At 64.1% G+C, this 13,173-nt stretch carries 14 protein-coding genes; 1 reads left to right on the forward strand and 13 read right to left on the reverse strand.

The features are described 5' to 3' along the window. Positions 1-49: 49 nt before the first annotated feature. The 11 genes from GCU53_RS07720 to murJ all read right to left on the reverse strand — a co-directional run bounded on the left by GCU53_RS07720 (position 50) and on the right by murJ (position 10,938). Positions 50-610: a PilX N-terminal domain-containing pilus assembly protein gene (locus GCU53_RS07720; RefSeq protein WP_152387106.1), complete on the reverse strand. Its 561-nt coding sequence runs from the start codon at positions 608-610 to the stop codon at positions 50-52. Then, positions 607-1,731, reverse strand: coding sequence for a PilW family protein (locus tag GCU53_RS07725; RefSeq protein ID WP_152387107.1), 1,125 nt, complete (start codon positions 1,729-1,731; stop codon positions 607-609). Before GCU53_RS07725 ends, GCU53_RS07720 begins: the two co-directional genes overlap by 4 nt. Next, positions 1,728-2,288, reverse strand: a complete 561-nt coding sequence (pilV, locus tag GCU53_RS07730; RefSeq protein WP_152387108.1) for a type IV pilus modification protein PilV — start codon at positions 2,286-2,288, stop codon at positions 1,728-1,730. Before pilV ends, GCU53_RS07725 begins: the two co-directional genes overlap by 4 nt. Continuing rightward, positions 2,279-2,749 (reverse strand): GspH/FimT family pseudopilin, encoded by a 471-nt coding sequence (locus GCU53_RS07735; RefSeq protein ID WP_152387109.1) that lies wholly within the window; start codon positions 2,747-2,749, stop codon positions 2,279-2,281. The genes pilV and GCU53_RS07735 overlap by 10 nt, the downstream gene beginning before the upstream one ends. Positions 2,750-2,759: 10 nt before the next feature. Continuing rightward, complete coding sequence (locus tag GCU53_RS26515; protein ID WP_280115869.1) at positions 2,760-3,251, reverse strand: type IV pilin protein; 492 nt, start codon at positions 3,249-3,251, stop codon at positions 2,760-2,762. A gap of 239 nt (positions 3,252-3,490) precedes the next feature. Then, the gene (ispH, locus tag GCU53_RS07745; protein WP_152387110.1) at positions 3,491-4,438 is read right to left on the reverse strand and encodes a 4-hydroxy-3-methylbut-2-enyl diphosphate reductase; all 948 of its coding nucleotides are present in this window, start codon (positions 4,436-4,438) and stop codon (positions 3,491-3,493) included. Positions 4,439-4,503: 65 nt separating this feature from the next. Further along, positions 4,504-4,941: an FKBP-type peptidyl-prolyl cis-trans isomerase gene (locus tag GCU53_RS07750; protein WP_152387111.1), complete on the reverse strand. Its 438-nt coding sequence runs from the start codon at positions 4,939-4,941 to the stop codon at positions 4,504-4,506. Beyond that, positions 4,934-5,437, reverse strand: a complete 504-nt coding sequence (gene lspA, locus GCU53_RS07755; protein WP_152387112.1) for a signal peptidase II — start codon at positions 5,435-5,437, stop codon at positions 4,934-4,936. The genes GCU53_RS07750 and lspA overlap by 8 nt, the downstream gene beginning before the upstream one ends. A gap of 36 nt (positions 5,438-5,473) precedes the next feature. Then, entirely contained in the window at positions 5,474-8,305 is a 2,832-nt protein-coding gene (gene ileS, locus GCU53_RS07760) for an isoleucine--tRNA ligase (protein WP_152387113.1), read from the reverse strand. A gap of 2 nt (positions 8,306-8,307) precedes the next feature. Then, entirely contained in the window at positions 8,308-9,258 is a 951-nt protein-coding gene (gene ribF, locus GCU53_RS07765; RefSeq protein ID WP_152387114.1) for a bifunctional riboflavin kinase/FAD synthetase, read from the reverse strand. Between the two features lie 135 nt (positions 9,259-9,393). Further along, a complete protein-coding gene (gene murJ / locus GCU53_RS07770) occupies positions 9,394-10,938 on the reverse strand; it encodes a murein biosynthesis integral membrane protein MurJ (RefSeq protein ID WP_152387115.1) in 1,545 nt (514 codons plus the stop codon). A gap of 252 nt (positions 10,939-11,190) precedes the next feature. Between murJ and rpsT the strand changes: the two genes are divergently transcribed. Beyond that, positions 11,191-11,469: a 30S ribosomal protein S20 gene (rpsT, locus tag GCU53_RS07775; RefSeq protein WP_152387116.1), complete on the forward strand. Its 279-nt coding sequence runs from the start codon at positions 11,191-11,193 to the stop codon at positions 11,467-11,469. An 84-nt stretch (positions 11,470-11,553) separates the two neighbouring features. Here the strand turns inward: rpsT and GCU53_RS07780 are convergent, their stop codons facing one another. Next, complete coding sequence (locus tag GCU53_RS07780; RefSeq protein WP_152387117.1) at positions 11,554-12,006, reverse strand: CreA family protein; 453 nt, start codon at positions 12,004-12,006, stop codon at positions 11,554-11,556. A gap of 9 nt (positions 12,007-12,015) precedes the next feature. Then, complete coding sequence (gene proB, locus GCU53_RS07785) at positions 12,016-13,134, reverse strand: glutamate 5-kinase (RefSeq protein ID WP_152389819.1); 1,119 nt, start codon at positions 13,132-13,134, stop codon at positions 12,016-12,018. Positions 13,135-13,173 lie beyond the last annotated feature (39 nt).

A 13,173-nucleotide genomic window follows, 5' to 3' on the forward strand; every position in this document is an offset into this window, starting at 1 on the left:
AACCTCTTCACGACCACTCTCCCTGCCGCTACTACTTCGAAAGAAAGGCTCAGGGGCACGGCGTGCCGAGCAACGTCCTGAGATAGACGCCCTGATGCACCTCGACCCGGGCATTCGTCAGCGCGCTGTCGTCGACGCTGGCATGCACATCCCACATCATCTTCGAGCACCAGGAGTTGCCGGTTGCCACCCCATCGCTCAACAGGCCGCTCTCCTGTACCGCACCGCTGCCGTAACAAGAGGCGTCGTCCGCGTTCTTCACATTCAGCTCGGTCAGCTTGATGGGAATGGAGCGCAGGCAGAGCGGCGGCTCCACGACGGCGGAAAACTCATTCACACCGTCGCCGTCCAGATCCGTGGGAATGCTGATCGCTACCGTCGGCAGTGGAATCGTGAAGTTGGCCTCGTTGCTGATGTATTCCTCGATCGCATTCTGCGCGGTCAACTGGGCCTCGCTGCGGTATTGCTGGTTGCCGGCGATGCGGAAGTTGATGTTCGAGCTGTTGACCATGGCCGCGACGATGAGGGTCAGGATGCCCAGCATGACGAGAACCACGACCAGTACCGCCCCTTTCTGCCGATCGGGCCGGTTCTGCAGACGTCTGCTCATTCTTCACGCTCCCCCGAAACATTGGGCAAGGTCACCACGGCGCTGTATACCTGGCGTCGGTAGTTGTCCTCGAAGGGGCCGGACAAGGTCTCGCGTCCAAGATCGTAGGTCCGCGTGTCCATCCAGCCGGGGCTCGTCTGGGTACTCCTGGCCAACAGGTTGATCCGCACGCTGACCACGTTCGACCAGTTCGTCGCATCCGCGGTCGACCAGCCGGTCGTCGGGCAATTCGCGGCAGCCGGCGCCGTATCGACCCTCGGGTCAGAGACATAGCAGTCGGGCGCACCATTGGTATCCAGATCCATTCCATATTCGAAATGGATGTCCTCGATACCCTCGGCCAGCGACTGGGTGACGATGCTCAGCGCTCCGCCCACCTCCTTCAGCTCAGCCACCTTCAGGGTGGGAATGCCGTCACTCGGACTGCAGATGTCACAGCTGCTCAGGTAGTAAGTGCGCAAGACATAGGGCCACAATTCCGCTTTCTGAGTCGTCGCGCAGTCCTTGCCCAAGAGATCGAAATCTGTGAATCCGGAATCCATGTTGGAGGTCATCGGCCTCGCATCAGTCTGGCACTGTGACAGCTGTATGTAGGGAACACCTGCCGTGGCAGTCACCACACTGCTCGTCTCGGCGCGGCGAACCAGCAGGGCTTCGCTGTCGCTGCGCGCATTGCTGAGGCAGGAGACATCATCACCGGTCGTGGACAGGGAGGCGTATCCCTGTAGTGCAGCAGGAAGCTGCGCGTTGAAGGCCCCGCCGACATCGGTAAAGGCAAATCCGAGACCGGTCATGGTCGTCGTGCAGGCAGAGGGGGCGCTATGGGATGACGCCACTACCTGGGAAGCTCCGTAGAAGCCCGCAAGGCGCAGCTCGTCGCTCAACAGCTGGATGGCATAGCGACCGTTCTCGATCTGCTCGGAGGTCTTGTTGAGCTCCGTTCGGGCCTGGCTCACCCAGATCACCAGGCTCAGCACACCACCGAGCATGAAGGCCCCGATCGCCAGGGCGATCATGATCTCGACCAGGCCGAGACCGACCTGACGGGAGCGGCCTTTCATGATGGCACCTTCGGGGTATCGGGCAGAACGGAAGGGTACTGGCACAACAGGCAATTTCATGAAGAGAGTTTCCCCAAGCGCACCAGCGCACTGACGGTTCGACGCAGGGTTTCCGATCCATAACTGTCCTTCCCGCAGTCGTTTCCTGGCGCGACGGTATCTCCCAAGCCCTGCCAGGCGATCGTGATGCGGTAGGTTCTCTCATCGACCAGGCGGATGCAGCCTCGCGCACCGATCAGGGCTCCCACGTTGGTGGTGCCGTCCTTTTCCGCCGCTCCCTTGAGGCTGCTGTCCCATCGCTGCAGATCGGCGACGGCAATGGCCTGCTGAGCAGCGGAGCCGTCACTGCAGTTGATGCCGCTGCTGTCGAAGCCGGTGCCCAGAGTATCCGTACTGGCATAGCAACCGGCGGCCTGGCGGTTCGCTCCCAGCTTTTCCTGCATATCCTGCAGCAGGATGAGGGCCTGCACCCGCTGATAGGACTCGCTCTCCTGCTGCACCGTGCGCGTCACCAGACCGGCAATCCCGAGCGAACTGACCATGAAGATTGTCAGCGCCACAAGGATCTCGATCAGCGTGAACCCTGCATTGCTCGATTGTCGGTTCATCAGCCACATGCCCCCGTACGGTTGTTGGGCTTGCCGCTTCCCGAGACTCTTACGCATTGCGCCGTCACTCCCTCGGCCAGAGGAGTAATGTCAAAGGTTGCCCCGGCAGTCGCGCGCCCCGTGCCCTTGTAAGTAATCGCAGTCACATCCGACTCGATCTCCACCCCCGCGTGAGAGGCAAACTCCCGCAGCATCAGGGTTCCGGCCTTGACGACCCATCCGCCGTCCCATGTGCTGGTGGCGGAAACCGTTACGTCGGTGTTGCGCTTTACCGCCTCGCTGCGGGCGAAGCTCATGGCGAAAACCAAATCCGATGCAGCGTTTCGCACGGCCTGCGAGGCCTGATACTGGGTGAAGGAGGGAACGGCCAAGGTCGTCAGGATCCCGAGAAGGACAATGACGACCAGCAACTCGACCAGGGTAAAACCGGCAACCGGCGTTTTTCGCGAAGCCATACTGCTGAACTTCATGGCCTTCACCTTATTTCCAGCAGCGCGAACCGCCGCCTTCCGCCGTTTTGGCACCCAGTTGATCGAGGGTGAGCACCCCGCACTCCGTATCGCTGGCCAGTTGCGCGCCAATGGGAGTGGCGGTGATGGTGTAGGTCAGGCCTGCACTGGATGAACTGGTGACTGCGACCGTGTAATTCGAAGAGACATCCGCTCCCAGCGACATCCCCAGGGCATCGAGGCTGTCGGCATAGGTGCGTCTATCGAGGAGATAGCGTTCCTGTCGGTTGGCCACTTCGAGCATGAAGGCCTCGGCCGCCGCACGATTCGACCTGACCACATGCTGCCGATAACTCGGCAGTGCGATGCCCATGAGGATGGCGACGATCACCACTGTGATCATCAATTCGATCAGTGTGAAACCCGACGAATACCGCGCACGAGCCAAGCGGCTTCGCTCAAAGACCATCAAACACCCCCATCCAAGGCACAAGTCGGTGCGTACGCCCAGTCGCAGCGGCATGAAACCCCAACCACGGTCAAACCGCGGCGTGCGGGAGTTCGCCAAGAGCCTGAAAAGCTCTGGCTCCGCTCGGCCAATGACGCTGCCGGGCATGAATGGAGGTGAAGATAGCGCCCTTACCCTGCCCGTTCTCAGGATAAGTGCGCAATTTTGACGTGGCGCTGCAAGGCAACTACCAACTTGAGAAATGAAGAGGTGTCCTTACTCAGACTCCGCAGCGGAATATCGATGCAAACGGTTTAGTCCACCTGCACCACCCGCAATTCCTTCGGCATCGAGAAGGTGACATTCTCCTCCCGTCCAGTAAGCTCCTCGACATCGGCGATGCCCCACTGCTGCAAACGCTCGATGACTCCGCGCACCAGCACTTCCGGAGCCGAGGCGCCGGCAGTGATGCCGACACGCAGGACATTTTCGAACCATTCGCGGCGCAGATCCTCGGCACCGTCGACCAGATAGGCGGGGACCCCCATGCGCTCGGCCAGCTCGCGCAGGCGATTGGAATTGGAGCTGCTGGGACTGCCGACCACCAGCACCAGTTGACACTCGCTGGCCAGTTGCTTGACCGCGTCCTGGCGGTTCTGGGTGGCATAGCAGATATCGTCCTTGCGCGGGCCACCAATGCTCGGAAAGCGGGCGCGCAAGGCATCGATCACCCGGGCGGCGTCGTCCATGGACAGGGTGGTCTGGGTGACGAAAGCCAGGAATCCGGGATTGCGCACCTGCAGGCGGGCGACATCCTCCTCGTCCTCCACCAGATAGATGGCGCCACCCTTGGCCGTATCGTACTGCCCCATGGTGCCCACCACTTCCGGATGCCCCTGGTGGCCGATGAGAATGCACTCGCGGCCGTCGCGACTGTAGCGAGCGACCTCCAGGTGCACCTTGGTCACCAGCGGACAGGTGGCGTCGAACACCTTGAGCCCGCGCCGCTCGGCCTCCTGGCGCACCGCCTGGGACACGCCGTGGGCGCTGAAGATGACGATGACGTTGTCCGGCACCTGATCCAGCTCCTCGACGAAGATGGCTCCGCGCGAGCGCAGGTCCTCCACCACGAACTTGTTGTGCACCACCTCATGGCGCACGTAGATCGGCGGGCCGAAGACCTCCAGGGCGCGGTTGACGATCTCGATGGCGCGATCGACGCCAGCGCAGAAGCCACGGGGATTGGCGAGCTTGATGTGCATGGGGGCCTCGGCGGGAAATGGCGGGTGACGGCCGCGGCGGGTCTCGCCCGCCGGATCTCCGATGCTCAGACGGGTTTGACCTCGAGGATTTCCACCTCGAAGGTCAAGTCGCGTCCGGCCAGCGGATGATTGAAGTCGACGGTGACCTGCTTGTCGTCGAAGGACTTGACGACCCCCGGCATCTCGCCGCTGGCTGCGTCGTTGAAGATCACCAGCAGGCCTTCCGAGAGTTCCATGCCCTCGAACTGGCTGCGTGGCATGACCTGCACGTTCTGTGGGTTGGGCCGGCCGAAGCCCTGCTCCGGCGCGATCGGCAGGGCGCGCCGGTCGCCGGCCTTGAGGCCGTAGAGGGACAGCTCGAAACCGGGCAACAGATTGCCATCGCCGACCCGAAAGGTGGCCGGACGCTTGTCGAAGGTGCTGTCGACCACATCGCCCGAGTCGAGCTTGATGGCAAAATGTAGGGTGACTTCCCGATCGGGACCGATACGCAGCTCAGTCATGGGCGGTTTCTCCGGACTTCTTGCTGATGAACATATCCAGCGCCAGCATGATGGCGCCCACGGTAATGGCACTGTCGGCCAGGTTGAATGCCGGGAAGAACCAGCGGTCCTGCCAGTGCACCAGGATGAAGTCGATCACATGGCCATAGGCCACACGATCGAACAGATTGCCCACGGCGCCGCCCAGCACCAGAGCCAGAGCGACGGCCAGCCAGGTCTCGGCGGCCTGGAGGCGCTTGAGCCAGACCACCAGCACGCCACTGACTGCGATGGCGATCAGGGCGAACAGCCAGCGCTGCCAGCCGGACTCGCCGGCGAGGAAGCTGAAGGCGGCGCCGGTATTGTAGGCCAGGGTCCAGCTGAACAGACCGGGAACGATCTCGATCTGCTGGTAGAGTCGCAGGGTGCCCTCGAAATAGAGCTTGCTGGCCTGGTCGAGGACGAATACCAGCAGGCTCAGCCAGAGCCAGGGAAGCTTGCCGAAACGGGAATTCATGGGCGCATACCTGACCTGCCGCGCCTGCAATGCAGATCACGCATGCCGGCGGACCTCGCCTTCGCCCTGGATGTTCTCCACGCAGCGCCCGCAGATTTCCGGATGCGCCGGATCGGCGCCGACGTCTTCGCGGTGGTGCCAGCAGCGGGCGCATTTGACGTGGGCCGACTTGACTACCCGGATCCGCAGACCGCCGACCTCGGTATCCACCGCATCGGCCGGCGCGGCCTCGAGGGGCTGGACCCGGGCGGCTGAGGTGATCAGCACGAAGCGCAGCTCGTCGCCCAGCAGGGCCAGGCGTTCGGCCAAGACCGGCTCGGCGAACAGGGTGACCTCGGCCTGCAGGTTGCCACCGATGGCCTTAGCATTGCGCTGGTTCTCCAGCTCCTTGTTCACCGCGGCCTTGACCGCCATGACCCGCTCCCAGAAGGCGCGATCCAGGGCGAAGCCTTCCGGCAGTGCGCAGAGACCCTGATACCAGGTGTTGAGCATCACCGACTCGTTGCGCTCGCCCGGCAGATACTGCCAGATCTCCTCGGCGGTGAACGCCAGGATCGGTGCGATCCAGCGCACCAGCGCCTCGCCGATGTGGTACATGGCGCTCTGGCAGGAGCGACGCGCCACGCTGTCGGTGGCACAGGTGTACTGGCGGTCCTTGATGATGTCGAGGTAGAAGCCGCCCAGCTCCTGCACGCAGAAGTTGTGCACCTTCTGGTAGACGACCCAGAAGCGATAGCTGTCGAAAGCCTCCTCGATCTCGCGCTGCAGCAGCAGGGCGCGGTCCACCGCCCAGCGATCCAGCGCCAGCATGTCCTCGGCAGCCAGCAGATCCTTCGCCGGATCGAAGCCGTTGAGGTTGGAAAGCAGGAAGCGCGCAGTGTTGCGGATGCGCCGGTAGGCGTCGGCACTGCGCTGGAGGATCTGCTTGGACACCGCCATCTCGCCGGAGTAGTCGGTCGCCGATACCCACAGGCGCAGGATGTCGGCGCCCATGCTGTCGGTGATTTCCTGCGGGGCGATGACGTTGCCGAGGGACTTGGACATCTTGCGGCCGTTCTCGTCCACGGTGAAGCCGTGGGTCAGCAGGCCGCGGTACGGCGCATGACCGTCGATGGCCGCGCCGGTCAAGAGCGAGGAATGGAACCAGCCGCGGTGCTGGTCGGAACCCTCCAGGTAGAGGTCGGCGCGCGGGCCCTGGTCATGACCCATGGGATGCGAGCCGCGCATCACGTGCCAGTGGGTGGTGCCCGAGTCGAACCAGACGTCCAGGGTGTCGGCGATCTTGTCGTACTGTGCGGCCTCGGCACCGAGCAGTTCGGCCGGATCGAGCCTGAACCAGGCCTCGATGCCTTCGCGCTCGACGCGCTTGGCCACCTCTTCCATCAGCTCGACGGTGCGCGGATGCAGCTCGCCGCTTTCCTTGTGCAGGAAGAAGGGAATCGGCACCCCCCAGTTGCGCTGGCGCGAGATGCACCAGTCCGGACGGCCGGCGATCATCCCGTGCAGGCGCGCCTGGCCCCAGGCGGGGACGAACTGGGTCTGCTCGATGGCTGCCAGGGCGCGCTCGCGCAGGGTGCTGCCATCCTTGGCCCGGCTGTCCATGCCGACGAACCACTGGGCAGTGGCGCGGTAGATCAGCGGGGTCTTGTGCCGCCAGCAGTGCATGTAGCTGTGCTGGATGCTCTCGTGCTTGAGCAGGGCGCCGACCTCGGCGAGCTTGGCGACGATGTTCGGGTTGGCCTTCCAGATGAACTGGCCGCCAAAGAACGGCAGCGACTCCACATATACGCCGTTGCTCTGCACTGGGCTGAGGATCTCGTCGTTGCTCATGCCGTACTGTTTGCAGGAGCGGAAGTCGTCCTCGCCGTAGGCCGGCGCCGAGTGGACGATGCCGGTGCCGGCGTCCAGCCCGACGTAGTCGGCCAGGTAGACCGGCGAGAGGCGCTCGTAGAACGGATGGCGGAAGCGGATCAGCTCCAGGGCCTCGCCTTTTGCGGTGGCCAGCACCTGCCCCTGCAGGCCGTAGCGGGTCAGGCAACCCTCGACCAGTTCCTCGGCCAGCACCAGCAGCCGCTCGCCGGTGTCGACCAGCGCATAGGTGAAGTCCGGATGGACGTTCAGCGCCTGGTTGGCCGGAATGGTCCAGGGAGTGGTGGTCCAGATGACGATGCCGGCCGGCTTGGCCAGGCTCGCCAGACCGAAGGCGGCGGCCAGCTTGTCGGCATCCTCGACCGGAAAGAGCACGTCGATGGCATCGGACTTCTTGTCCTGATACTCGACCTCCGCCTCGGCCAGCGCCGAGCCACAGTCGAAGCACCAGTTCACCGGCTTCAGGCCCTTAAACACGAAGCCGCCCTCGACCATTTTCGCCAGGGCGCGGATTTCCCCGGCCTCGTTGGCGAACTCCATGGTCTTGTAGGGGTTTTCCCAGTCGCCGAGCACGCCGAGGCGGATGAAATCGGCCTTCTGCCCCTCGACCTGCTCGGCGGCATAGGCGCGGCAACGCTCGCGGGTCAGATCCGCCGGCTGGTTCTTGCCGAAGGTGGTCTCTACCTTGTGCTCGATGGGCAGGCCATGGCAGTCCCAGCCCGGCACATAGGGGGCATCGAAGCCGGCGAGGGTCTTCGAGCGGACGATCATGTCCTTGATGATCTTGTTGACCGCATGGCCGATGTGAATGTTGCCGTTGGCATAGGGCGGGCCGTCGTGCAGGATGAACTTCGGACGTCCCTCACCGATCTGCCGCAGCTTCTGATACAGGCCAATGCTGTTCCAGCGCTTCAGCGTCTCCGGCTCGCGCTGCGGCAGGCCGGCCTTCATCGGGAATGCCGTTTCCGGCAGGTTGAGGGTCGCTTTGTAGTCGGTCATCGTCATTCGGGCTCGTGAGTAAGCGGTTTACCCTGCCAGTAGGCACGGGCGACGGCGATATCGGAGTCGATCGCCGCTTTCAGCGCATCCAGGGAAGAGAAGCGTTCCTCGTCGCGCAGCTTGTGATGAAAGGTGACGCGCAGGTGCCGGCCGTACAGATCGCCGGCGAAATCCAGCAGATGCATCTCCAAATGGGCGCGGCCGTCGCCCGCCACCGAGGGACGCATGCCGATGTTGGCCACTCCCGGCCAGCACCGCCCATCCAGCTCGGTGCTCACCAGGTAGACGCCGGTGAGCGGCACCCGACGGCGCTTGAGCTGCACGTTGGCGGTCGGCGCGCCGAGCTGGCGACCCAGCTTCTGGCCATGCAGTACCCGGCCGCAGAGGCTGAAGGGGCGGCCGAGCAGGCGCTCGGCCAGGGACAGATCGCCGTGGCTCAGGGCCGCGCGCAGCCGCGTGCTGCTGACGCGCAGACCGTCCACCTCGACGGTGATTGCTGCCTCGACGGTAAAGCCCTCGGCCGCACCGGCCTGGCGCAGGAACTCGAAGTCGCCGGCACGATCGCAACCGAAGCGAAAGTCGTCACCGACCTCCAGATGGCGCACTCCCAACCCCTCGACCAGCACGCTCTGTACGAATGCCTGAGCGCTCAGCTCGCACAACCGGCGATTGAAGGGCAGACAAAGCACCCGGTCGACACCCTGTGCCGCAAGCAGCTCCAGCTTCTCCCGCAGACGAGTCAGGCGCGCCGGGGCACGCTGCGGACTGAAGAACTCCCGCGGCTGCGGCTCGAAGATCACCACGCAGCTGGGCAGGCCCGACTCGGTCGCGCGCTCGCGCAGGCGCGCGAGGATCGCCTGGTGGCCACGGTGGACACCGTCGAAATTCCCAATGGTGGCGACACAACCCCGATGCTGGGGCCGCAGATTATGGAGGCCTCGAACCAGCTGCATAGGAAACATCTTGCTTGCAAAGTGGCCGATTATACGCACAGCCGTGGCCTGGCAACAGGTCGGCAAGACGCCTACAGCCGCGGATCGCCGCCGGCAACGCCGACGGCACGACAACCTGTACGGCGCATCCCTGGGCTAGGTGATCGACTTGCGGGAGAAATCCCGCAACCGGAAGCCGAGCAGCAGCAACATGCCGAAATAGGTCACGACACCCGCCAGCACCAGCGCGCCCAGGCGTAGGAAACGCTCCGCCATCACGCCCTGCTCCCAGGCCGGCATCAGCTCCAACAGGCCGAGCAGCGCCATCCCCATCGCCAGCACGGCCATCAGCAGCTTGAGGAGGAACCGCCCCCACCCCGGCTGCGGCTCGAAGCGCCGCTGCTGGCGCAGCTTCCAATAGAGCAGACCAGCATTCAGGCAGGCCCCCAGCCCGATGGCCAGCGCCAGGCCGGCATGCGGAACGGGAAAGGTCAGAATGAAGGTCACGTTCATCACCTGGGTGACTCCCAGGGTCAGCATGGCGATGCGCACCGGCGTGCGGATGTTCTGCTGGGCGTAGAAGCCCGGCGCCAGCACCTTCACCAGGATGATCCCGAGCAGCCCGACCGCGTAGGCGACCAGGGCGTACTGGGTCATCAGGGCATCGTGGGCGGTGAACCTGCCGTACTGGAACAGCGACACGGTGAGCGGCTCGGCGAGAAGCGCCAGAGCCAGCGCACAGGGCAGCACCAGCAGGAAGCACAGGCGCAGTCCCCAGTCGAGAAGCCTCGAATACTCCTGCCGGTCCTGACTGGCATGGGTCTTCGACAGGGCCGGCAGCAGGATGGTCCCCAGCGCCACGCCGAGCACGCCGGACGGCAGCTCCATCAGGCGATCGGCATAGTACATCCAGGACACCGAGCCGGCGGCGAGGAAGGAGGCGAAGATGGTGTTGATGATCAGCGAGATCTGTCCCACCGAGACGCCGAGAATGGCTGGCGCCATCTGCCTTAGCACTCGCCACACGCCGGCATCGTGCAGATTCAGGCGCGGCAGCACGAGCATGCCGATCTTCTTCAGGTGCGGCAGCTGGTAGAGCAGTTGCAGCAGGCCGCCGGCCAGCACCGACCAGCCCAGCGCCAGTACCGGCGGATCGAAATAGGGCGTGAGGAACAGCGCGAAGGCGATCATGCTGAGGTTCAGCAGGGTCGGCACGAAGGCCGGCACGCTGAAACGGTTCCAGGTGTTGAGGACCGCCCCGGCCAGGGAGGACAGCGAGATCAGCAATATATAAGGAAAGGTGATTCGCAGCAGCGTGGTGGTGAGCTCGAACTTCTCCGACGACTCGACGAAACCCGGTGCCGAGACCCAGATCAACCAGGGTGCAGTCAGGATACCGAGCAGGGTCACCAGCGTCAGCACCAGGGTCAGCAGGCCGGCGACATAGGCGAGGAAGGTGCGCGTCGCCTCCTCCCCCTGCTGAGTCTTGTATTCGGCGAGGATCGGCACGAAGGCCTGGGAGAAGGCCCCTTCGGCGAAGATGCGCCGCAGCAGGTTGGGCAGCTTGAAGGCGACGAAGAAGGCATCGGTGGCCAGCCCCGCGCCGAAGATACGCGCCACCAGGGTATCGCGCACGAAACCCAGCACGCGGGACAGCATGGTGATGGAGCTGACCGCTGCCAGCGACTTGAGTAGATTCATGAAAACCGAGATTCGGGATCCGACTGGAAGAAGAGAACGGGCCCGGCAGGATGCCATTTCATCGCCACCTTCGGCGGCAGCGACCTCTGGCGCCGAGCGAAGCCGCGAGTGTAGAGGCCGCCGGCAGCCGCCGCAACGCAATGCACACGACCGTTTCCCTTGACATCCCCCCAGTACCTCGGCATGATTCGCGGCCTTATTTGTTTGCATCCCCAGATTTGTTCGTATCCCCCAGTTTCGAGGAGCTTGACGGTGGCCAACTCACCTTCTGCCAAAAAACGCGCCAAACAGGCTGAGAAGCGTCGTAGCCATAACGCCAGCCTGCGCTCGATGGTTCGTACCTACATCAAGAACGTGGTCAAGGCTATCGACGCCAAGGACCTGGACAAGGCCAAGACCGCCTACACCGCCGCCGTTCCGGTGATCGACCGCATGGCCGACAAGGGCATCATCCACAAGAACAAGGCCGCTCGTCACAAGAGCCGCCTGAACGCACACATCAAGGCCCTCGGCGCAGCCGCTGCCGCCTGATCTGGATGGGTGCCAAAAAAAACCGGCCGATGGCCGGTTTTTTGTTGCCCTGCACTTCCGGAGAGAGAAGAGGGAAGCCCCCTCTCACTCCCGCCAGGGCAGAATGGGGATCGCCGTTACCGCATTCTGCGGACTGCCCTCGATCACCCGGTCGCTGTAAACTAGGTACACCAGGGTATTGCGCTTCTCGTCGAAGAAGCGCACCACCTGCATGCTCTTGAACACCAGCGAAGTGCGCTCCTTGAAGACCACCTCGCCATCCTTCAGCTCCTCACGGAAACTGATCTTGTCGACCTGGCGGCAGGCAATGGAGGCCTCGGCACGGTCTTCGGCCAAGCCCAGCCCGCCCTTGACGCCACCGGTCCGAGGCCGCGACAGATAGCAGGTCACACCCTGGACCTTGGGGTCGTCGAAGGCCTCGACGACGATCCGGTCGTTCGGACCGAACCACTTGAACACGGTCGACACCTCGCCGATCTGCTCGGCCAGCGCCAGCGACGGCAACAGCGCCGCCAGCAGCAACGAAATCCTGCGCATATCGCCCCCTCAAACCAGAATCAGATTGTCGCGATGCACCAGCTCCGGCTCATCGACATAACCCAGCAACTGCTCGATCTGCTCGGAAGCACGGCCGATGATTTTCTGCGCCTCGGCGGAGCTGTAATTCACCAGGCCGCGGGCGATCTCGCGCCCCTCCCGATCGACGCAGACCACCATCTCGCCACGGCGGAAATTCCCCACCACCGACCTCACCCCCACCGGCAACAGACTACGATGATGGCGGGTCAGCGCCTCCACCGCCCCAGCATCCAGCACCAGGGTGCCGCGCATCTGCAGATGCCCGGCCAGCCATTGCTTGCGCGCCGCCAGCATGCCCTGCTCGGGCGCGAGCAGGGTACCGAGCCGCTCGCCAGCCTTGAGCCGGTCCAGCACCCGCTCGATACGCCCGCCGATGATCACCGTGTGGGCACCGGAGCGGGCCGCCAGCCGCGCCGCCCGTAGCTTGGTCTGCATGCCGCCGCGCCCCAGAGCGCCACCGGTGGAGCCGGCGGCGCCATCCAGACGCGGGTCGTCGGCACGTGCCTCGAAGATCAGCTGCGCATCGGGATTGCTGCGCGGGTCGGCATCGAACATGCCGTCGCGGTCAGTGAGGATGACCAGCAGGTCCGCCTCCACCAGATTGGCCACCAGCGCCGCCAGAGTATCGTTGTCGCCGAAGCGGATCTCGTCGGTGACCACGGTGTCGTTCTCGTTGATCACCGGGATGACCCCGAGATCCAGCAGGGTGCGCAGGGTGCTGCGGGCATTCAGGTAACGCTTGCGGTCGGAGAGGTCATCGTGGGTCAGCAGGATCTGCGCGGTATGCCGACCATGCTCGGCAAAGCTCGACTCCCAGGCGCGCACCAGCCCCATCTGCCCCACCGCGGCCGCCGCCTGCAGCTCGTGGATGCTCTTCGGCCGGACACTCCAGCCCAGCTGGCTCATGCCGGCCGCCACGGCACCGGAAGACACCAGCACCAACTCCACGCCGGACTCGCGCAGCGCCACCATCTGCTCGACCCAGACCGCCATCGAAGAACGGTCCAGGCCGCGGCCGTCAGCAGTCAGCAAGGCACTGCCGATCTTCACCACCCAACGCCGCGCACCCGTCACCTTATCGCGCATCATCTCCGCCTTTCCGCTCTGTCAGTCAGACGGCGAGCC

The sequence above is a fragment of the Azotobacter salinestris genome (genome assembly GCF_009363155.1).
Classification (GTDB): Bacteria; Pseudomonadota; Gammaproteobacteria; order Pseudomonadales; family Pseudomonadaceae; genus Azotobacter; species Azotobacter salinestris.

Excerpts from the sequence above, each read along its gene's own strand:
- GCU53_RS07750 (WP_152387111.1), bottom strand. The coding sequence starts at position 4,941 with ATGACTGAGCTGCGTATCGGTCCCGATCGGGAAGTCACCCTACATTTT.
- murJ (WP_152387115.1), bottom strand. The coding sequence starts at position 10,938 with ATGAATCTACTCAAGTCGCTGGCAGCGGTCAGCTCCATCACCATGCTG.
- pilV (WP_152387108.1), bottom strand. The coding sequence starts at position 2,288 with ATGTGGCTGATGAACCGACAATCGAGCAATGCAGGGTTCACGCTGATC.
- ileS (WP_152387113.1), bottom strand. The coding sequence starts at position 8,305 with ATGACCGACTACAAAGCGACCCTCAACCTGCCGGAAACGGCATTCCCG.
- GCU53_RS26515 (WP_280115869.1), bottom strand. The coding sequence starts at position 3,251 with ATGCCGCTGCGACTGGGCGTACGCACCGACTTGTGCCTTGGATGGGGG.
- ribF (WP_152387114.1), bottom strand. The coding sequence starts at position 9,258 with ATGCAGCTGGTTCGAGGCCTCCATAATCTGCGGCCCCAGCATCGGGGT.
- proB (WP_152389819.1), bottom strand. The coding sequence starts at position 13,134 with ATGCGCGATAAGGTGACGGGTGCGCGGCGTTGGGTGGTGAAGATCGGC.
- GCU53_RS07735 (WP_152387109.1), bottom strand. The coding sequence starts at position 2,749 with ATGAAGTTCAGCAGTATGGCTTCGCGAAAAACGCCGGTTGCCGGTTTT.
- GCU53_RS07720 (WP_152387106.1), bottom strand. The coding sequence starts at position 610 with ATGAGCAGACGTCTGCAGAACCGGCCCGATCGGCAGAAAGGGGCGGTA.
- GCU53_RS07725 (WP_152387107.1), bottom strand. The coding sequence starts at position 1,731 with ATGAAATTGCCTGTTGTGCCAGTACCCTTCCGTTCTGCCCGATACCCC.
- lspA (WP_152387112.1), bottom strand. The coding sequence starts at position 5,437 with ATGAATTCCCGTTTCGGCAAGCTTCCCTGGCTCTGGCTGAGCCTGCTG.
- ispH (WP_152387110.1), bottom strand. The coding sequence starts at position 4,438 with ATGCACATCAAGCTCGCCAATCCCCGTGGCTTCTGCGCTGGCGTCGAT.
- GCU53_RS07780 (WP_152387117.1), bottom strand. The coding sequence starts at position 12,006 with ATGCGCAGGATTTCGTTGCTGCTGGCGGCGCTGTTGCCGTCGCTGGCG.